The sequence below is a fragment of the Bradyrhizobium sp. HKCCYLRH1034 genome (assembly GCF_051168375.1).
GTDB lineage: Bacteria > Pseudomonadota > Alphaproteobacteria > Rhizobiales > Xanthobacteraceae > Bradyrhizobium.
Map to the genome: position 1 here is coordinate 229,944 of NZ_JBNPUW010000005.1, position 20,591 is coordinate 250,534.

The window sequence follows — 20,591 nt, forward strand, 5'->3', positions numbered from 1 at the left end:
CCACATGGCCTACACATTGCTTCCGCAAATTGATTGGATTCGACCGCTGTTGCCGTGGTATCGCCCTGAGTAGGAGCAAAGACGGAATGGAGAGACGGCTGGCCGCGATTGTCTGTGCCGATGTGGTCGGTTACTCGCGGATGATGGGCGCCGACGAGGCGGGAACCCATGCCGCGTTCAAGGCCCATCGCGGCGCCATCCACCCGATCATCCTCAATCACGGCGGCCGCATCGTGAAATACACAGGGGACGGGTTTCTCCTGGAATTTCCGAGCGTCGTCGGCGCCATCGCGGCCTCGGTCGAGGTGCAGAAGCTGATGGCCGAGCGCAATGCTCATTTGCCGGCCGACCGGGTGATGCAGTTTCGCCTCGGCCTCAACATGGGCGACGTCATCTTCGATGAGGACGAGGTGTTCGGCGACGGCGTCAACACCGCGGTGCGGCTTGAAGCCGCAGCACCGCCCGGCGGAATTGCCGTCTCCCACAAGGCCTACCAGGAAGCCAGCAAGCACCTCACGGTCACCTTCGTCGACCGCGGGCCGTTCCGCTTCAAGAACATCGAAGACACCATCAACGTCTGGACCTGGGATCCGTCCTCGCCGGAGAAGAGCCGCGAGCAGCGGTCCGCCACGACCCTGCCGGCGCAATACCGCACCGCCATCGTCGGCGTGCTGCCATTCGCCAATCTCAGCGGCGAGACCGACGAATACTTCTCGGACGGCCTGGCCGAAGACCTCATCCATGCGCTGTCGCTGCAGTCGTTCTTCCGGGTGCTCAGCCGCAACTCCACCTTCGCCTTCAAGCATGCCGGCATGAGCGCCCGCCTGATCGCGCGCGAGATCGATGCGACCTATCTCATCCAGGGCTCGGTGCGGCGCTCCGGCGACAAGATCAGGGTCACCGCCGAGCTGGTCGCGCCGGAGAACGGCGAGCAGCTCTGGGCCGGCCGCTACGACCGCGACATCGGCGACCTGTTCGCCGTGCAGGACGACATTACCGCCAACCTCTGCACCGCGCTGATCCCCGAGATCTACCGTGCCGAGGCGGCGGTGCCGGTGCGGTCCAAGACCACGGACCTCACGGCGTGGGATCGCTTCCTGCGCGGGCTGTCGCACTACTACCAGCCGACCAAGGCCGACTACGAGAGCTCGATCGCGCTGTTCCGCGAGGCGATCAGGATCGACCCAGGTCTTGCGATCGCCCACACCTATCTCGGCACCATCCTGCTGCAGGGCATCCATTTCGGCTGGATCAGGAACTCACGGGAGCTGTGGGACGAGGCAATGGCGCTGGCCGAGGCCGGCGTCCGGCTCGATTCCCGCTCGTCCTTCTCCTATTCGCTGCTGGCCTATGTCCATGCCATGCAGGGCCGGGTCGAGGCCGGGATGGAGGCGGCGCGCAAGTCGCTGCAGCTCAATCCCTATGACATGGGCGCGCGCGGCGTGCTCGGCGTCTGCCATCTCGTCGCCGGCGAGCACCGCCAGGCGATCGAGCTGTTCTCGGTGGCGGCCCAGCGCGGCAACAGCGATCCGCGCTATCAATGGTCGGTGCTGAGCGCGTTCAGCCATTACATGCTCGGCCAGTACGACGCCTCGCTGTCCTGGGCGCGAGAGTCGCACTATCAGAACCCGAACCATCTGCAGTGCCTCGCCATCCGCGCCGCCGCGCTGGCGCAGCTCGGACGCTCGGTCGAAGCGGGCGAGGCCGTCGCGGCACTTTTGAGCCAGCATCCGTGGATGACGATCGAGCGCCTCCTGAGCAACATCCGCTGGCGCAATCCCGCCGACATCGCGCATTATCGCGACGGCCTCACCAAGGCCGGCATCCCGTTGACCAAGCTCACTCTGGTGGACACCAAGGCCAAGTTCGCGGGCGAATAGCGCGATCGCGACTTGAGGTTGACACTTGGGCGGGTTGCGCCAATCATTCACGATTGCATTGTAGCGTTCAGACGGCGGCCGATCCGCCCGTTCCTCGGCGCAATTCGGCGTCGTCCTCGTTTGTTTGCGTGATTTCGTTTTCATCACTCAGGTGCTTTCCAAGGATGTTCTTCGATGCAAGAAGACAGCGCCCGTGACGCCCTGCCCGGACAGCTTCCGGTCTCGTCCGACAACCCGTGTCCCTTCCTGCGCGCGCTCGTCGCCGGCGGCTTCGTCGACGGCCACAGCGTCCCCTTGAAGACCATCGGAGACCGGGTCGAGGCGGCGAGCGGCGAGACCGGCTTCAAGAAGCGGCTCGTCGGCATCGAGACCTTTGGCGTTGCGCTGATCGCGAACGGCCTGTCGCCGCTGCGGCTGCTGAAGAGCCTGTGGTCCGGCGCCGATCTCGACCAGTTGCGCAACGGCCCGCTCGACAAACATGGCGGCGGATCGCGCATTCTCGACGCCGAGGCCAAGGTTCATCCCGAGGAGATCGACCGGTTCGCGAGCTTCGGCAGCGACTATCCCGATCCCAACGGGGGCACCGAGCGCGGCCTCAACGAGGCGCAGATCCAGACTTTCATGAAGGCCAATCTGACGCGCGACGGCGACCGAGCGCGCTGGTACTTCCCCATTCTGATGCAGGGCGAATGGCCGGTGCTGCTCAACATCCTCGGCAAGGGCGAGGGCGACGGCCGCTATCTCTCCGTTGCCGAGGTCCGCACGCTGTTCGTCGACCGCCGCCTGCCGCAGCGTATCGCCGCGCGGCTGATGGCCAAGCCCAAGCCCGCGAACATCGTCTGGCGTATCGGCAAGGCGCTCGTGGGCACGGCAGTGCTGGCCGGCGCCGCCGTGTTACTCGCCTGGGTGGCCGCGCCCGACGCCGTCAGCGACAAGCTCGGCAAGGTTCTGCCGAAGAAGGTCGCGGCGTTGATCCCGCCCGCTTTGCCCGAGACCGAGCCGACCAGGGCGGCCTATTGGCTCGATCAGGGCTGGACCACGCAGGACCGGCACTGGTTTCACCACGTGACGCAGGGCACCGCGACCTTCCCGATTCCCTACGCCTGGTTCATGGCGATGGAGCAGCCTTATCTGGCGCCGTTCGGCACGCCCGGCCTGATCTCCGACAGCGCCTATCTCGAACGTTTCGGCTTCATCCCGAGCCCGAAGAGCGTCGACGGCGACCCAAGCGTCCTCCGGCCGTTCGGCTACGCCGCGACGGCTGCCAAGACCGAGCCCGCAGCGCCACTGCCCGCCGGCCTCAAGCCGACCCCGGCCGGCAACGAAGGCGGCCTGCCGGTCGGCTTTGCCCGGCTCACCGGCGCGACCGATCCCGCCACCGGCGCCGCGCAGTCCGACAAGATCGGCCTGACCTGCGCGGCCTGTCACTCCGGCAGCATCCACTACAAGGGTGTGAGCGTACGCTTCGACGGCGGCCCCGGCATGGTCGACCTGCGCAAGCTTGAAGAGGCCATGGGCTTTGCGATGATCTTCACGCAATACGTGCCCGGCCGCTTCACGCGCTTTGCCGATCGCGTGCTCGGACCGAATGCGTCCGACGCCGATCGCGCGAGCCTGAAGAAGGGCCTGAAGGCCGCGATCGATTTCGCGCTCAACATGCAGGCCAACAACTACAAGACCACGATCGAAGCCAAGGGCCAGACCGAGACGGAGGAAGGCTTCGGCCGGCTCGACGCGCTGAACCGCATCGGCAACCAGGTATTCTACCTCGACATGGCCTCGAGCGGTCTGCCCAACATGCTCGACAACCAGGAGGCCATCGACGCGCCGGTGTCCTATCCGCCGATCTGGACCGTGCCGTGGTTCTCCTGGGCGCAATATGACGGATCGATCGCGCAGCCCCTGATCCGCAATGCCGGCGAGGCGCTCGGCGTCTCCGCACAGATCAACTTCTCACCGAAGACCGCGAGCGACAGACTGTGGCGCTCGTCGATGGCGATCGATAACCTGCTCTACATCGAGAACATGCTGCGCGGTCCCGATCCGTTCGCGACCACGACGCCCGCGTTCGGCGGGCTGACCTCGCCGAAATGGCCGGAGAAGCTGTTCGCCGGCGACGACGCCTGGAAGATCGATCCGGCCCGCGTCGAACGCGGCCGTAAGCTCTATGCGGCTGTCTGTGTCGAGTGCCATCTCGGCCCGGTCGCCGACACCGTGTTCGACAAGACCTATCCGGACAAGAGCTTCTGGAAGATCAAGCCGGCCGATGACTGGGAGAGCAAGGGCTGGAACGCCAAGGGCCCGATCCTCGACCTCGTGCAGAAGCCCGTCGAGGCGATGCAGACCGACCCCGGACAGGCGAGCATTCTCGCCAACCGCAAGGTCAACGTGGCAGGCTTCCTCGAGGTCGATCCGGCCAAGGACCTGAAGGGCTGCAACCTGCCGCAGGGCTCTACCACGGAGATGCCCTATGCGCTGGCGCTGATGGCCGTCGTGCAGAAGGCCAGCGACAAATGGATGGAGGACCGCAAGATCTCCGAGGCGGAGCGGGCCGCATTGTGGGGCGATCGCAGGAACTGCCCCAACCCGGCCGGCAAGAGCTATCGCGCCCGCCCGCTCAACGGCGTGTGGGCGACCGCACCCTATCTGCACAACGGCTCGGTGCCGTCGCTGTACTGGCTGCTGACGCCGGCTGCCGAGCGGCCGACATCGTTCTGCCAGGGCGCGCGCGACTATGACCCGAAGCCGGTCGGCTTCGCCGTGCCGAAGGGCGGCGAGAGCACGTGCAAGGTCGGACAGACGCTGTTCGTGACCAGCGATTCCAGCGGCAAGCCGATCAAGGGCAACAGCACGCTCGGCCATTCCTTCGAAGGGCCGACGAAGCCCAACAAGGATTATCCGAACGGCATCATCGGCGGTGCCTTCTCGGAGGACGAGCGCTGGGACCTGATCGAGTACCTGAAGACGCTGTGAGGTCACGCGACGGTGCGGCCTGCTGATCATGGGGCGCACCGCCGGCTTCACGCCGCGGTCCAGACGCCCGGACGCACGCAACGCCGGATCGCTCCCTGCTCTCCGAGGGAATGCAGGATCACCCAGCCGTTGACGACGAGATCGCGCACGCCCTGGTGACGCTGCAGGACCTCGTCCATGGCGCTCTCCGGCGCGGCGATGAAGACGTTGAGCCTGATGGGTTCGTGGATGAAGCGCGTGCCGTCATGCACCGACTGCCAGGGCAGCCCGACACGCAAGTCGCCGGCGTTGCCCTCGAGCACGCCGAGCTGGCCGACGATGTTGTGCAACACCTTGTTGCCGCTGCCGAAGGCAGCGTTGTTCACGGTCGAGCCGTAATATTGCAGGTTGATCCAGCTCGCGACCACCATCGGCGCCGTCATGATCAGCTCGAGGGTGCGATAGCCGTCGTCACGGGCGGCCTCGTAGGAGTGCAGGAAGGCGCGGCCGCCGAGGTCGAGGCCGCGGGTGAAGGCGCGCGGCGCGGCGATGAAGGCGGCGTTGCCGGCGAGCCCCCATTCGGGCCGCACCTGCGACCAGTCGCGGCTCCGGGCGATCACCGCGTCATCGATGTCGGATACGTCCTTGATGCCGAGCAGCGCGCTGCGCTCCTGCCGCGCCAGCCGTGCAGCGTCCGCGAGCCGTGCCTTCAGCCGGGACAGATCCGGCGCGAGCACGGCCGGAACGTCGTCCTCGTCGAACAAGGTCACGGCATCGGTCGTGGTGTCGTGCAGCGCTCCGATGAACCAGCAATCGGCGGGGATGTCGATGCCCTTGGCGCGCAGACCTTCTCGCACACGCCAGTCGTTGAGAACGGCTGCGGCGACCCGCGCATTGGCCTCGCCGGTATGGCCCCCGCAGGCGCCGCAATCCAACCCCGACGCGTGCGGATTGTTGACGGTGGTGCTGCCGTGACCGGCCAGCAGCACGAGCCGCGCGAACGGCCCGGTCAGCGACATCGCCTTGAGCACCGCCTCGGCCATCGCGACGCGCTGCGGATCGGTGAAGCCGGTGGCCCGCCCGCCGAGCTCGCCCGGTGTCAGCCGCGGCTGGACGCGGGCCGCGATCTCGGGATCGAGACCATCAACGACGGGTGACGGCACGGGACGCGTGACACCTGCGCTGTCGGTTGCGATCTTGGCGGCGAAGCCGAGGCCGGCGGTCTCGACGAAGGAGAACGACGAGACGGCCGAGACCTTGAACGACTTCCAGGCCTTGGCCGCCCGCCGCCGCAGCAGCCGCAGACCCAGCACCTCGGCCGCCTCGACGTCATCGGCATGCTTGACGGCCTCGCAAACGACAAAGGCGGGCTTGAGCAGCACCGGGCATTGCGCGCCGCCCCTGGTATGGCCGATCGGGACGTATTCGATCGGGAAGCCGAAGAATCCGGCGAAGCCGATCGTCTCGGCTTCCGGATAAGCGGTCTCCAGCGCGCGCCGGAAGATCTCCGAGCGCACGTCGATGCAGAACGCGGCCTGCAACGCCGGCCGCGCCGGCAGCCGCGGGATCGCCGCCTCTGCGCCATGCGCGGCAAGCTGCCCGACCAGCCGCGCCCGGAAGGCGATCTCATAGGCCTCGTGCAGCACGAGATCGATCGCAAGCTCCGGCGTCTCGTCGAGCCGCTGATCGGCCGGCAGCTTCGCCGCTTCCGCCATGGCCTCCGCCCAGGCCGCCTTGAAGGCGTCGTCGGTGCGCGCCTGATAGAGCGCGTAGCCCCAGGCGAGCCGGATCGCCAGCAGCTCCAGCAGCGTCTCGTCGCGCCGACCGTCGAGCTGCGCGTTCCAACCGATGTAGCGGGCATAGGCCGACCAGCCGCCGAGATCGAACAGTGCCCGCACCAGATAGTCCTCGACTGCCCGCGCGGGGATGCCGAGCCGGTCGACGATCAGACCGATCGCCTGCACCGGATCGGCCGGCAGCTCCGCGATCGCCTTGCGGAAGCCGGTGAGCCCCATCACCTCGGGATTGCGGTCATAGGCCGCGATCGTCCGCCACGCGGCATAGGGCTTCAGCTTGCGCACCGGGCTGGGCCAGCTCGCCTGGCCTTCGTCGAAATAGGTGGCGCAAAACGCCGAGATCTCGTCGATCATGAAGGCGACCAGCGAGACGTAGCGATCGCCCTCGGCGAGCCGGTCGAGCACCTCGGCGACCGTCGCCACGACGGCGGGCGGCGACGACAGCCCGGCCTCGGCGCGCGCCTTCTGCTTGAGCGCGTCGACATCGAGCCCGGTCGAGGGATGCAGCGCGAGCGCCTGCGCCAGCGCTTCATCGTCGATCCGGCCGTCGTCGAGCGCCTGCCGGTAGTAGCCGCGCGGCATCAGCATCCGCGTCCGCACCACGCGCTCGAACGTCGCGGCGGTCGCGGCGAAGCTCTGCGAGGTAAAGCCGAGGAACGGATTGACGGCGACGAAGTGCTTCAGCGGCCACAACGGCGCGACCCGCTGGCAGGCGCTGTCGATGCGGGCCATCAGCCCGGCATCGGCGGTGGTGTCGATCGGGTCGGTCATGGACATGGCAAGGGCAGCCTGGGTCATCTTCATCTCCGGCTCACGGCTTGGACGGAAGGTGCGAGCTCGCGCTTCGCGGCCAAACCGTCAGCACGAGGCGGTTGGCGAGCGTGTTGAGATAGAGGCCGTTGCGCAGGTGGACGTAGGCCGCGATCCAGAACGGCGCGTCGGCGCGGCGCATCATCTGGTTCTGGAACACGGTCACCGCCGCGAACGAGACCACCACGGCCGCCGCGATCAGCATCGGCACGACACCATCGACCGGCCGCGATGCGGGAATGCTGCCGCCGACCAGCCAGGCCGTGCCGGCCTGCAGCGCGAAGTAGACGATCGCGACGCCCGCTGCGGTCACCGCGGCGCGGGCGATGACGAAGGCGTTCGGCCGCTCGTCGATCGCGTTGGCCATCAGGTGCACCAGCCCCATCAGCAGCACCGAGCCGAGCGCGATCTGCGCCGGGTTGCTGCGGAGCGTCATGCCGAAGGCGAGCCCCGTGAGCAGCGCGAGGCCGATTACCGCGACCAAGGCCAGGATCAGTCGTGCCGCGTGCGGCTGGCCGCCGGGGCTCGGCGTCCATGACGCGCGGGCGAGATCGATGATGCTGCCCGACGACAGGAAGGCGTGCGCCTTGTAGAGCGAATGCGCCACGATGTGCAGCAGCGCCGCGGAGAAGGCGCCGAGCCCGCATTGCAGCAGCATGAAGCCCATCTGCGCCACCGTCGAATAAGCGAGCTGAACCTTGACCGAGGTCTGCGTCAGCATCACCAGCGAGCCGAACAGCGCGGTGGCGCCACCGACGACCGCGAGGACGTCGAGCGCGGGCGTGGCCAGCAGCAGCACGTCGCTGAGCCTGAGCACCAGGAAGCCACCGGCATTGATGATGCCGGCATGCAGCAGGGCCGACACCGGGGTCGGCGTCTCCATCACCTCGATAAGCCAGCCATGCAGCGGCAGCTGCGCGGATTTCAGCATCGCGGTCGCGACGATCAGCAGCGCGGCGATCGTGACAATCGCCGATCCCGCCCCTTCTCCGCCGCGGGCCTGCGCAGCGAGGCTGGCGAGCTCCAGCGTGCCGAAGCGGAGGTAGAGAAGCAGCGCCGCGACCGCGAGGAAGGCATCGCCGAGCCGGCTCGCCACGAACTTCTTGCGCGAGGCGCGGACCGCGGCCGGACGGGTGTCGTAGAACAGCAGCAGCTTGCCGAGCGCCAGGCTGGTGCCGATCCAGGCCGCCAGCAGCAGCACCAGGTTTCCGGAGATCAGCAAGGTCAGCACCGCGGCCAGGGTGAGCAGCAGCCAGCGCGTGAACCTGACCTGGCCGGGATCGCCGTCGAGATAGTTGCGGCTGTAGCGCACGACGACGAAGCCGATGAAGCTGACCAGCATGATGAGGATGGCGCCGAGCGTATCGAGCTGCAGCGACAGCCCTAGGCCGTAGCCGCCGAGCAGTGGCGTCCGCCCTGCCCCCATGACCGCTGCGCCGAGGCTCGCGAGAGTGGCAAGGGCGAATGCGAGCGCGGCGGTCGCGATCGCGTTACGTGCGACGGTTCTGGCGCTGCCGCCGGTGCCGGCGAGCGCGACGACCGCGAGCGTGAGCGGCGCAAGCGCCGCAAGACAGGGAAGGAGCTGGTTCATGGCGGCCCGGTCGTTTGATCACAGGGGACGATCTCTCCCTCTTGCTTTACGGGCTGCAGTTCATTCCTAAAATTTCAATCATTGAACCTGATCGTTATAAAATATAGAATGATTGCGTGCCGCATCTGAATTACCACCACCTGCGCTACTTCTGGATCATCGCCAGCGAAGGCAGCATGAGCCGCGCCGCGCAGCGCCTCAACGTCTCGCCCTCCTCGCTGTCGGTGCAGGTGAAGGCGCTGGAGGAGCAGCTCGGGCAGAAGCTGTTCGAGCGCATTGGACGCACCCTGCAGCTCACCGAGGCCGGGCGCATCGCGCTCGACTATGCCGGCAGCGTGTTCAAGTCCGGCCATGAGCTGATCGAGACCTTGTCGGGCCTGCGGCCGGGACGGCAGCTGCTGCGGGTCGGCGCCGCGGCGAACCTGTCGCGCAACTTCCAGATCGCGTTCCTGAAGCCCTTGATCGGGCGCGGCGACGTCGAGCTGATCATCCACACCGGTCAGTTCAGCGACCTGTTGGAGCAGCTCGACGCCCACAAGCTCGATCTCGTGCTCGCCAACCATCCGGCGGCGCCAGACATGCGCAGCAATTTCGACAACACGCTGATCGATGAGCAGCGCGTCAGCCTCGTTAGCCGCAAGCCGGCCAAGCCCGCGCGATTCCGATTCCCGCAGGACCTGGCAACGACGCCGGTGATCCTGCCCGGCCGAGGCAGCGCGCTGCGCTCGGCTTTCGATGCGCTGGTCGGATCCAGCGGGATCCGTCCGGTCATCGCCGCCGAGGTCGACGACATGGCGATGCTGCGCCTGATGGCCCGCGAGAGCGGCACCGTCACGTTGGTGCCGTCGATCGTCGTGATCGACGAGCTGCGTACCGGCGTGCTGGTTGAACGCGCCCGCCTGAGCGCGCTGAAGGAGCAGTTCTTCGCCGTGAGCCAGCAGCGCCGCTATCCCAATCCGCTCGTCGCCGAGCTGATCGGATCACGCGACAGGAAGAGCGGTTCACGGCCTGAATGACCTGTCCGTGGCACTTTGTCTTGAAATAGGTTGCAGGCAGCCCGCAAGACATCGGGACGGACCGGTCTTGCGGACCAACTCCCAGTTCGTTCCGAACTGGGGCAAGGTCAGCAGTCGTGAGCCGTCCGATCAGAACATCGCGGGCGGACTGACATTCACCCCGTGCTGGACCAGCACGAGAGAAGCGACCACGCCCGTCAATGAGAACATGGTCACCAGACCAAATCCGGAATTGAGCGCATGGGGACCAACCAGCTTCCGCACAATCATCATCATCAATGTCTCCTCCTGAATGTCGTTAGTGGACTTAACTAGAGGGACGGTGCGTTACCGGGGCGTTTCCAAATTTGGAGAGATCGGCGCGTGGTGAATGCATCCTTGAATGCACAGCATGCCCGGCATGAAGGCCGCTTAACACTGACGGCGGATTTGCAGTTGCATCGAGACGGGGGAAGCGCCGACGCTCGAAGAAGTTGAATCTTCGTATTAGCTCGCCCTGAACGGAGCACGATGTCGACGACAAGGATCGACGACGGCCGCACGCGAGGCACGGTGGTTCGTGTCGCGCTGAGCGATCGCATCTATACGCGGCGCGAGCAATTCGACGTTTCCCGTTTCCCAGCCGAAGTACATCGTCACCCCGAATGAAGTGGCCGCAGCCGTCAGGCGACCCTCGGTCATTCGGCTGGTGACATCCGGCTCGGGACGGATCGCGAAGACGTTCGCGGTCTGCGTCCTGATATGATCCTACTTCGCCTCATTCATCGCCGTCGCTGCGAGCAGCGCCGCCTCGATCGTGTCCCGGGTCTTGTCGAGATGCGCCATCATGAGCGTCACCGCGCGCTCGGTGTCGCGCGCCAGCACGGCCTCCATCAGTTCGCGATGCTCACGCGCGGCATCGCGGTTGCCACGATCGGTCTGGCGGGCGAGATCGAGATAGCGCTCGTTGTGTGCAAACAGGAGATCACGCACCCGCATCATCCAGGCGCTGCCACAGGCCTGGGCCAACGCGGCATGGAATTCGGCATGCGCCAGCATCCAGGCCGGCGAGAAGCTGCCGTCATGGGCCGCGATCGGCGTCGCGGCCAGACGGTGATGCGCGGCAACGACCGCGGTCTCCCAGGCGAGATCACCGTTGGCGATGGCGCGGCGCAGGCACTTGGTCTCGATCTCGACGCGCATGTCGGTCAGATCGCGCAGATCGGCCACCGAGACCGGCGCCACGCGGAAGCCGCGCTGCGGCGTCGCCGTCACCAGCCCTTCCGCCGTGAGCCGCGCCAGCGCCTCGCGGATCGCCCCGGTGCTGACCGAGAAGGCTGATCCGAGCTCGCTGATCTTCAGCTTCTCCTCCGGACGATAGAGCCCGGCGAGCAGGCTGGCACGCAACTGCTCGTAGACGGTCTGGGTGGCGCTGCCGGACATCGACTCACTCTCGCGGGACAATCAATTCACACTAGCAAAGCCTAAAAGTATATTTTCATCAAAAAATATATTTTAATTGCACGGCCTCCGCCATCCCCCTATGCTCAACGCCAAAACGCCGCCGGCAGCGCGGCCCATCAGGGAGGTATCCATGCGAAGCACCATCGCAGCGGCAGGATTGCTCGTCGTCGCGTCCGTCCTCGCCGTACCCGCTCGGGCGGAGGATCAGCCGGGCATCACCGCCAGCGAGATCCGCATTGGACAGACCATGCCCTATAGCGGGCCAGTGTCCGCCTTCGGCATCCTCGGCAAGGGCGAGGTGGCCTATTTCAAGATGGTCAACGACCGCGGCGGCATCAACGGCCGCAAGGTCAACCTGATCTCGCTGGACGACAGCTACGTGCCGCCCAAGACCGTGGAGCAGACGCGACGGCTGGTCGAGAGCGACGAGGTGTCGTTCATCTTCTCGACCATGGGCACCGCGCACAACACCGCGATCGCCAAGTATCTCCAGGGCAAGAAGGTGCCGCAGCTGTTCGTGGCCTCGGGCGCCTCGAAGTTCGGCGACCCTGCGCAATTTCCGCTGGCCTTGATGGGCGTGATGGCGCCGTTCCGCAACGAAGCGCGGATGTATGCGCGCTACGCGCTGCAGAAGAAGCCGGATTCGACCTTTGCCATTCTCGCGCAGAACGACGATTTCGGCCGCGACTATCTCGCCGGGCTGAAGGACGTGCTCGGCGAGCGCTTCGACAGCACGGTGACCGTCGCAAGCTACGAGTCGACCGAGCCGACCATCGACTCGCAGATCGTGAAGCTGAAATCGACCGGCGCCGATGCGCTGATCATCGCCGCGACGCCGAAATTCGCCGCGCAGGCGATCCGCAAGACCTTCGAGATCAACTGGCGGCCGTTGACGTTCCTGACCAACGTCTCGGTGTGGATGTCATCGGTCATGGAGCCGGCGGGACTGGAGGCCGGCACCGGCATCATCTCGACAGCCTACGTCAAGGATCCGTTGGATCCCGCCTGGGCCAACGATGCCGGCGTCAAGGGCTGGCGCGACTATATGGCGAAATACGTGCCCGACGGCGACATCCGCGATTCCAACTACGTCAACGGCTACAACAACGGCATGGTACTGGAGCAAGTGCTGAAGGCGGCCGGCAACGATCTGTCGCGCGAGAACATTTTGCGGCAGGCGCTGTCGATCAAGGATCTCGAACTGCCGATGCTGCTGCCGGGCATCAAGGTCAACACGTCAGAGACCGACCACCTCCCGGTCGAGCAGGTGCAGTTCATGCGTTTCACCGGCAAGCAGTGGGAGCGGTTCGGCGAGGTGCTGTCGACCAAGTAGCGGCGGCTGCTCCGTGGATCGTCGGCGCGGCTCCGCGCTGACGACAGGCGCACGCATGGGCTGGCACGGTATTGGAGGACGGCGCCTCTCTCTCGCCACGTAAACAAAATCGCAACAGTCGCCTGCGATGTTTCGTCGCAGGTCAACCGAAGTCGCAATCGGCGTCCGCATACATCCACATGTGGTCCCGCGCGCGACGGCGTGACCCTCTGCTCACGGCCGGGGGAGCGGGCGGAGGCGGGCTCCTGCCCGGTTCTCACCGCAGGTCTCCTTGAAGCAGTCGCGGAGATGATCGCCGCGGGGGAACCGCCAACAAGGAAAAGAATACAGGTCCTCACCGCCCCAACGGGATCTTTTGAGGAAGAGCATGACGGATATCAGCCGACCAGCGAGCCGGGCGAGCGCCGCCATCGCGCGCTTCTCCCGCGACAGCAAGGCCAATATCGCGGTCACATTCGCGCTGGCGCTGTTGCCGATTCTCACGGCGATCGGATGCGCGACCGACTACTCCATGGCCATGCGCATGAAGATCAGGCTCCAGTCTGCGGCGGATGCCGCGAGCATCGCCTCGATCTCGGTCAACTCGGCAGGCTATACAGCGGCGATGGCGATGACGTCGGACGGAACCGTTACCGCCGGAGTCGCGGAGGCGGACAACATCTTCAAGGGCAACGCCTCTACCTTTCAAGGCTACACATTGACGTCCGAGACCAGCACCGTCACCAAGAGCGGGTCCACACTGACGTCGCAGGTGCAATTCACCGCCAACGTGCCGGCCACGTTCCTGACGGTGATCGGCTATCAGAATCTGACGGTCAGCGGCCAATCGTCCTCCTCCGTCACGTTGCCACTCTATCTCGACTTCTATTTGACGCTGGACGTCTCGGGCTCGATGGGCCTCCCGTCGACGTCGTCCGAAGCACAGCGCATGCAGGCCATCAGCCCGGACAACTACAGGCAATACCCCACGGGATGCACGCTGGCATGCCATTTTTCGCCGCAGAATAGCGCTTGCACCGATTCAGGGACCCAGGGATATCCCACGAACAACTATTGCCTGGGCTATGCGATCTCGCGCGTCAGCCAGAGCGGTTACAAGAACCTGCTGACCGCCAACAAGAACTACCCCATGGGCGTTCAACTGCCGTCGTCGATCGTGTCCGGCCTGCCGAACTCACTGTACAAGAACCTGGCGACCGTTGCGAACTGCCCGACCGATGGGACGGATGCGTGCATCCAGCTGCGGCTGGATGCCGTGGGCTATGCCGTGAACCAGCTGTTTGTCACGGCGAACAACACCAAGAAGGTCAACAACCAGTTCCGGATCGGCCTCTACCCCTTCATCCGATATCTCTATTCCTACTTTCCGCTCACCAGCAGCATCAACGGCTCGACGACGGATTCGACCACCATCAACTATGCGGCGGCCAACCTTGCGACGCTGCTCGACACCAACACCAACGCATCTCTCGGCTCGGGCGGAACGCATATCGACACGGCCCTGTCCAGCGTCAACAACCTGATCGTCAATGTCGGGAACGGCAGCGCCTCGACCAATACCCTGCCCTACGTGTTCCTGGTCACCGACGGCGCGCAAGACCCGCAAGTGAAGGGCGTGCCCAATGGCTCATGGTCCGGCAGCAATCATGCCACCGTGATCGATCCGAACACCTCCTGCACACCGCTGAAGAACCGCGGCATCATCATCTCAGTTCTCTACATTCCCTATCAGGTGATCAATCCGGTGAACGCATCCTTCGCCGGTGACGAAGACGACTATGCCAACAGCAACATTCCTTCGATTCCGCCGAGCCTGAAGGCCTGCGCCTCGCCGGGATTCTTCTATACGGCGAACACGCCCGCCGACATCACGTCGGCGCTGAACGCGATGTTCAATCATGCGGTGTCCGAGGCGCATCTGACGAGATAGAGCAGAGACAAGCCCAGGCTCGGCCGTTGGACTTTCGGCGCCGAAGGCGTAGACCTCTACCGTCGACCACGAAAGAGCCGCGGCGCCCATGTCCGAGACTGATCCGCTCACGCTGAAATTTCGCTGTCCGAAGGAGCTGGAAGGCCTCATTCCGCAGCCGGTGCCGGCGCCGATGGGCGTTCCCGACTGGGTCAAGACGATGCCGGCCACCGCGTTCAGCGCGCTCAACCAGGCCGAGGAGCAGACCGTCAAGCGCTGCCCGCCCTTCATCGACGCGATGACGACGGGCTTCCTCATTCCGCTGATCTGCGATCTCACGGTCGAGGATGGCGGGATCAGCTGGGACAACGAGCTGCCGCCGGGCGGCGCGATCGATTTTCCGCGCTCGCCGATCAGCTTCCACGACGCCGCGCAGGTCACGGGCTCGCCGCTGTTCGAGGCCGACCGCTTCCTGCTCAAGTTTCACAATCTCTGGACGATCGAGGCGCCGGAGGGCTGGGCATTGCTGTTCACGCATCCCGTCAACCGCTTCGACCTGCCCTTCACCACCGTGACCGGACTGGTCGACAGCGACCGCTTTCACGACTCGTTCGTGCATTTTCCGGCGCATTGGCACGACACGGCGTTTCGCGGCGTGATCCCGAGAGGAACGCCGGTCGCGCAATGCATTCCGGTGAAGCGGCAGGCGTGGACGATGCAGACCTCGGCCTTCACCGAAGAGGAAATCGCAGAGATTCACGAGGTGCGCGAGGCGCTGAAGCGCGAGACCGGCGTCTATCGCAAGCGGTTCAGGGCTTGAGGGCGGCCGCGCCGTCGACCTGAAGGAACTTCGCCGCATCGCTCGGCCGGAAAAAGAAGCGGCCATGCGAGCTAACGACCATCGTATAGGCCGCGCGGCTCAACAGATGCGGCCGGCCGCGCACCACCGTGCGCAGCGCCGCCTCGGCCCCGGCGCGGTCGCCCATCTCCATCAGGCACATAGCGAGGTTGGCGCGGGTCTGCGTGTCCTCGGGCCGCAGGCCGAGCGCATGGCGGTAGGTGCCTGCGGCCTCGGCATAGTCGCCGTCGAGGAACTGCACCCAGGCGAGCTCGATCAGGATGTCGGGCCGTCCCGGCGCGGCCTCGCGCGCCGCCAGCAGGTGCGTGCGGGCACGAACGCGGTCATTGGCCTGGAGAGAGAGGCGTCCGAGATCGAGCTGGAGGTCGACGCTGTCGGGTGACAGCGTCAGCGCCTCCTCGATCACGGCGATGGCTTCACCGAGCTGTCCCGACTTGGCAAGCCGCCCCGCCAGCTCCTGGAACGCCGGCAGAAAAGCCGGCCGCCGCGCCGCGGTCTTGCGCAACTGCGCGATGCCGTCGGCGGCGCGTCTGGATTCGCATAAGGCAGCGCCGAGCAGTGTCTCGAGTTCCGGATCGCTGCCGCGCAGCGCCGCCTTCTCGAGCGCCGCGATCGCTTCGTTCGCGCGCTGCTGGCCGAGCAGCGCATGGGCCTGGACGAGCAGCGCGGCGCGGTCGGTCCTGGCCGTGCGCAGAATCGAGGCGGCGATCTGCTCGGCGCGCGCGAACTGCCGCGCGCGCAGCGCGTGGATCGCCTCCTGCAGCGCCTGCGCCTGCAATCTGTTCTGCGCCTTGCTCACGACCAGCCGTCACAACGCGAGGGGGTGGCCGGTAGCTCTAGCCCGCAGGACCCAGGGGTGTCCAGCGGACGGCAGGACGGCTCACCCGAACAGCGGCGTGCCCGGCACGAAGGCGTCGAACGCGGCCCAGAACTGCGAGCGGTAGCGGTCCTGCTCCTGCAGGATCTCGTGCTTGGCACCGGCGATGACGAGATGCGAGCCGGCGCGCAGATGATAGGCGAACTCCTCGATCGCCGCGGTCGACACCACGGTGTCGCTGGACGCCGCCAGCATCAGGATCGGCTGGCGGATCTGGGAGGGATAGGTCATGCCGCGGAAGGTCATCATCGCCGAGAAGGCGGAATCGGCCCAGGCCACCGTCGGCGAGGCGATGCCGAGCGTCGGATCCTCCTCGAGGATCGCGGCGTTGCGGGCATAGCGGACCGGATCGGAGGTCAGAGGATTGTTGACGAACGGCGCCAGCCCGCTGATCTCGTCGTTGCCGCCCGGCACGTAGCGGCCGCCCTGTCCGGCGATGCGCATCGCCCGCAGCAACAGCCGCGCCGGCAGCGCGGTGCGGCTGTCCGGAAGGTCGATCATCGGCGCCGACAGCACGACGCGATCGAACCAGCGCTTGCCGGCATGCGCGAGCCGCAGCAGCACCGTGCCGCCCATCGAATGCGCCAGCGCGAAATAAGGCGGCGGACAATCCGGCAGCACGACTTGCGTGACGAAGGTCTCCACGTCGGTCTCGTAGTCGGAGAACGAGCGCACATAGCCCTTGCGGGAATCGCGCAGGCGCCGCGACGAATGGCCCTGGCCGCGCCAGTCGATGATGGCGACCGCAAAGCCGCGATCGCGCAGATCGCGCACCGTCTCGAAATACTTCTCGATCATCTCGCTGCGGCCGGTGAACACGCACACCGTGCCCTTGCGCCCGGCCGGCGGCGCCCAGCGCGCAAAGCGCAGCTCGGCGCCATCAGGGGTCTTGATGGTGCCGGCAGTGACGTTTTCGGGAACGGGATTGGCGGGAATCGAGACGAGCGTCATGAGGCGCCCATCGAATAGGTGAAAGGCAGCGGGAATCAAGGGGTGGAACGGCAAAAAGAGCAGGTCTTGGGCGCCCTTGAAGGTCGAAACGTCCGGCCCATATCGAGATCGTGCAGGCCGCGTCAGGCTGCACGACAGCCCGGCCCGATGGCGGGCGGGTTAGCCAACAGTCGCTCAATGGAGGACTTTGACCATGCGTACCTACGACCTCACCCCCTTCTATCGTTCCACCGTCGGTTTCGACCGTCTGTTCTCGCTGCTCGACCAGGCCACCGCCGAGCCCACCCCCGGCTATCCGCCCTACAACATCGAGCGCACCGGTGAGAACGCTTACCGCATCACCGTCGCCGTCTCCGGCTTTGGCAAGGATGAGCTCTCCCTCGTCGCGAAGGAAAACACGCTGACGATCAAGGGCGAGAAGGCCGCCAACGAGAACGGCAAAAAGGCCGAGGTGCTGTATCGCGGCATCGCCGCCCGGGCCTTCGAGCGCTCGTTCCAGCTCGCCGACCACGTGGTGGTGAAGAACGCCAGCCTCGAAAACGGCCTGCTCCACGTCGACCTCGTACGCGAGATTCCGGAAGCGAAGAAGCCCCGCTCGATTCCGATCTCGACCGGCGCGCAGGCCGCCGAGCAGCCGGTGATCGAAGGCTCGGCCGAGAAGGCCGCCGCCTAACAGCACATCCTCATTCTGGAATAGGAGCGCCCCGGGCAACCGGGGCGTTTTTTCATGTCTCGCTGCAGTGCAGTCAAACGATCGTGACCACTGGTAACGGCCTGCTCTCAGCTCGCGAAGACGCCAATGATCGCCTCGCGTCAACCGGGCTTGGAGCCGTGACATGGACCTTCTTCGCACCCTCACCTGCGCCGCCGCGCTGCTGATCTCCGCAGGCCCCGCCCTCGCCGAGCCCGCGCAGCCGCCCAAGGTCCACAACGTCGTGCTGGTGCACGGCGCCTGGGCCGATGGCTCGAGCTGGGCCAAGGTCATCCCCTATCTGCAGGCGGCCGGCCTCAAGGTCACGGCCGTGCAGAATCCGCTGACCTCCCTGGCGGACTCCGCGGCCGCCACCCGCCGCGCCCTGGCCGAGCAGGATGGGCCGGCCGTGCTGGTCGGCCATTCCTGGGGCGGCACGGTCGTGAGCGAGGTCGGCACCGATCCAAAGGTCAGCGCGCTGGTCTATGTCGCGGCCCGGGCCCCCGCTGCGGGCGAGGATTTCGTCAAGCTCGCCGGGCAATATCCGACACCGCCGGCACGCGCCGGCATCGTCGACCACGACGGCGAGACCAAGCTCAACGAGGACGCCTTCCTGAAGGACTTCGCCAATGGTGTCGATGCGACGACGGCGAAGGAGCTCTATGCGGTGCAATGGCCGACCGCGGCGACGATCTTCGGCAACCGCACCACCCAGGCGGCGTGGCACGACAAGCCGTCATTCTATGCGGTGTCGAAGCAGGACAAGACGATCGATCCGGATTTCGAGCGCTTCCTGGCCCACCGCATGAAGGCGACCACGATCGAGCTCGACGCCGGGCACCTGTCGCTGGTGTCGCATCCGAAGGAGATCGCTGATCTGATCCTGAAGGCCGCCGGTCAGCACGAGTAGTGCGACCGATCGCGCTGGGATCTCATCGGCTGCTCCAAACGACCTGTCATGCCCGCGAAAGCGGGCATCCAGGTCGCCGTGGCAGTCGTGACTGACCGAGATGCCGGGGTTACGTTATCGCCCGGTCGAGCCGGGCGATGACAGCTTTGGTGGTGGCAAGCGGCCGGGCCGACCGTCTGACTGCCTCTATTCCAAACCCTGTACAGCCGGCATCTTTGCCGTCGGCAGGATCTGGGGCACGGGCTTCGCCGTGGGCGCTGCGACGGAGCCGGTCGTCTGCGGCGCGGCCGCGGCCGATTGCACCGGCTTCGGCTCAGAGGGTTTTGCGTCTGAAGCCTTTGCGTCTGAAGCCTTAGCTTCTGAAGCCTTAGCTTCTGAAGCCTTGGCTTCTGAAGGCTTGGCTTCTGAAGGCTTGGCTTCTGAAGGCTTGGCCTCTGAAGCCTTGGCCTCGGCCGGCTTGATGTCCGCGGGGCTGGGCGCGACCGGCTTGACCGCCTCGGCCGGCTTCGGATTGAGCGCGGCGGTCTGCGGTGCCGGAGCACTCGGCCGTGCGGCAGGCGTCGGCACCTTCGGCTGGATCGGCACCGCGGTGGCAACGCGCGGCGCAGCCGGCATCGGCGGCACCAGGCGCGGATCGGCCCGGATCACGCTCGGCGGCGGCAGGCGGTCGAGGCCGCCGCGCGGGCTCGGCTCATAGCGCATCCGCTCATACTCCTCGCCCCATTGGAACGCCGGCACGAAGCGGAGGATGCGGCCGGAGCGCGCATCGACCACGAGCTTGCCGTCCTCGCCCTGCCGATCGAGCACCGCCACGACCCAGACATTGCCGCGCTGGCGCGGTGCGCCGAGCGGCGAGAAACCGTTGTCGCGCAGAATCGCATAGACCTCATGCACCGGCAGGAACGCCGGTGCATAGCCATACTCCTGCTGGTAGCCGTCCTGACGGTAGACCGGCGCCGGCGGCACATAGCGCTCGTCGCGGTAGCCGTAGTCAGGGCCCGGCCGGTAGCCGTAACGCGGCGGCGGTGCGGGCACGACGGCCGGCGGCGGCAGATCCGAATAAGGCGTATCGAAATCGGAGACCACCGTGTAGGGCGCACGGACGCCCTGTGGCGGCAACGGCTCGGCCTGCGCGGCAAACGGCGCGATCAACGCGGCCGAGACGACTCCAACTAGCAACTTCATGGCTCAAAGCTCCTGCATGCCCCCGCACGTGAAGCTGTTCGCTTCTTCTCAAGTGCCGCGGAAGTTCTGCCGTGATTCCGGCGGTCCTGGGTCGGCGAGAGGGCGGGATCGGGGCGTTAGGTTTCAAAATCGAGCGCGGCGCGTGATCGCCGGCCCGGCCGGATCGATCGGTCAGTGGCAGAAGCGGAAGATTTGCCGGGGAATGAGCGTGTTGCGGCGCCCGGACCACAGGACTCCGCAGTGCTTGTGTGATAGGTTAAAGTTTGGCATCTTGCGGTTTAGGACAGAAATGCTGTCTAAAATTTCGTTGCAAAGGTGACCGAGACTTTGCAATGATGTTACGGCGCCTGAGGGCGCTGCGACATGAACGGGCCGCGGTCGTCCAGCG

At 66.0% G+C, this 20,591-nt stretch carries 15 protein-coding genes; 8 read left to right on the plus strand and 7 right to left on the minus strand.

The genetic code is table 11. From position 1 onward, the window contains the following. Positions 1–86: 86 nt before the first annotated feature. Positions 87–1,880, plus strand: coding sequence for an adenylate/guanylate cyclase domain-containing protein (locus tag ACQR0W_RS13955; protein WP_315716569.1), 1,794 nt, complete (start codon positions 87–89; stop codon positions 1,878–1,880). Between the two features lie 174 nt (positions 1,881–2,054). Then, entirely contained in the window at positions 2,055–4,853 is a 2,799-nt protein-coding gene (locus ACQR0W_RS13960) for a di-heme-cytochrome C peroxidase (RefSeq protein WP_316187074.1), read from the plus strand. Between the two features lie 47 nt (positions 4,854–4,900). Here the strand turns inward: ACQR0W_RS13960 and ACQR0W_RS13965 are convergent, their stop codons facing one another. Beyond that, positions 4,901–7,426, minus strand: coding sequence for a YbcC family protein (locus tag ACQR0W_RS13965; protein ID WP_316187073.1), 2,526 nt, complete (start codon positions 7,424–7,426; stop codon positions 4,901–4,903). 13 nt (positions 7,427–7,439) lie between these two features. Continuing rightward, a complete protein-coding gene (locus tag ACQR0W_RS13970) occupies positions 7,440–9,029 on the minus strand; it encodes an NADH-quinone oxidoreductase subunit L (protein WP_315825437.1) in 1,590 nt (529 codons plus the stop codon). Positions 9,030–9,145: 116 nt separating this feature from the next. On the opposite strand from ACQR0W_RS13970, the gene ACQR0W_RS13975 reads away from it, so the two are divergent. Further along, on the plus strand, positions 9,146–10,045 hold the full coding sequence (locus tag ACQR0W_RS13975) for a LysR family transcriptional regulator (protein WP_315716565.1): 900 nt from the start codon (positions 9,146–9,148) through the stop codon (positions 10,043–10,045). A 129-nt stretch (positions 10,046–10,174) separates the two neighbouring features. Here the strand turns inward: ACQR0W_RS13975 and ACQR0W_RS13980 are convergent, their stop codons facing one another. Beyond that, a complete protein-coding gene (locus ACQR0W_RS13980) occupies positions 10,175–10,321 on the minus strand; it encodes a hypothetical protein (protein WP_315716719.1) in 147 nt (48 codons plus the stop codon). 471 nt (positions 10,322–10,792) lie between these two features. After that, positions 10,793–11,467 carry a GntR family transcriptional regulator gene (locus ACQR0W_RS13985; RefSeq protein ID WP_315753648.1) on the minus strand — a complete coding sequence of 225 codons (675 nt, stop codon included), beginning with the start codon at positions 11,465–11,467 and terminating at the stop codon, positions 10,793–10,795. Positions 11,468–11,618: 151 nt separating this feature from the next. On the opposite strand from ACQR0W_RS13985, the gene ACQR0W_RS13990 reads away from it, so the two are divergent. From ACQR0W_RS13990 to ACQR0W_RS14000, 3 genes are all read left to right on the plus strand, one after another. Continuing rightward, on the plus strand, positions 11,619–12,821 hold the full coding sequence (locus ACQR0W_RS13990) for an ABC transporter substrate-binding protein (RefSeq protein WP_315753650.1): 1,203 nt from the start codon (positions 11,619–11,621) through the stop codon (positions 12,819–12,821). 367 nt (positions 12,822–13,188) lie between these two features. After that, entirely contained in the window at positions 13,189–14,751 is a 1,563-nt protein-coding gene (locus tag ACQR0W_RS13995) for a TadE/TadG family type IV pilus assembly protein (RefSeq protein WP_316187072.1), read from the plus strand. A gap of 88 nt (positions 14,752–14,839) precedes the next feature. Next, a complete protein-coding gene (locus tag ACQR0W_RS14000; protein WP_315753652.1) occupies positions 14,840–15,550 on the plus strand; it encodes a hypothetical protein in 711 nt (236 codons plus the stop codon). Here the strand turns inward: ACQR0W_RS14000 and ACQR0W_RS14005 are convergent. Together ACQR0W_RS14005 and ACQR0W_RS14010 are read right to left on the minus strand one after the other, a co-directional pair. Beyond that, positions 15,540–16,388 (minus strand): tetratricopeptide repeat protein, encoded by an 849-nt coding sequence (locus ACQR0W_RS14005; RefSeq protein WP_315753654.1) that lies wholly within the window; start codon positions 16,386–16,388, stop codon positions 15,540–15,542. The genes ACQR0W_RS14000 and ACQR0W_RS14005 overlap by 11 nt on opposite strands. Before the next feature lie 81 nt (positions 16,389–16,469). Then, on the minus strand, positions 16,470–17,417 hold the full coding sequence (locus ACQR0W_RS14010) for an alpha/beta hydrolase (protein ID WP_315716559.1): 948 nt from the start codon (positions 17,415–17,417) through the stop codon (positions 16,470–16,472). A 193-nt stretch (positions 17,418–17,610) separates the two neighbouring features. Here ACQR0W_RS14010 and ACQR0W_RS14015 point away from each other — a divergent pair, with 193 nt between their 5' ends. After that, entirely contained in the window at positions 17,611–18,090 is a 480-nt protein-coding gene (locus tag ACQR0W_RS14015; protein ID WP_315716558.1) for an Hsp20 family protein, read from the plus strand. A 163-nt stretch (positions 18,091–18,253) separates the two neighbouring features. Then, positions 18,254–19,018 (plus strand): alpha/beta fold hydrolase, encoded by a 765-nt coding sequence (locus ACQR0W_RS14020; protein WP_315753656.1) that lies wholly within the window; start codon positions 18,254–18,256, stop codon positions 19,016–19,018. A 186-nt stretch (positions 19,019–19,204) separates the two neighbouring features. On the opposite strand, the gene ACQR0W_RS14025 is transcribed toward ACQR0W_RS14020, so the two are convergent. Further along, complete coding sequence (locus tag ACQR0W_RS14025; RefSeq protein ID WP_316171314.1) at positions 19,205–20,203, minus strand: hypothetical protein; 999 nt, start codon at positions 20,201–20,203, stop codon at positions 19,205–19,207. Positions 20,204–20,591 lie beyond the last annotated feature (388 nt).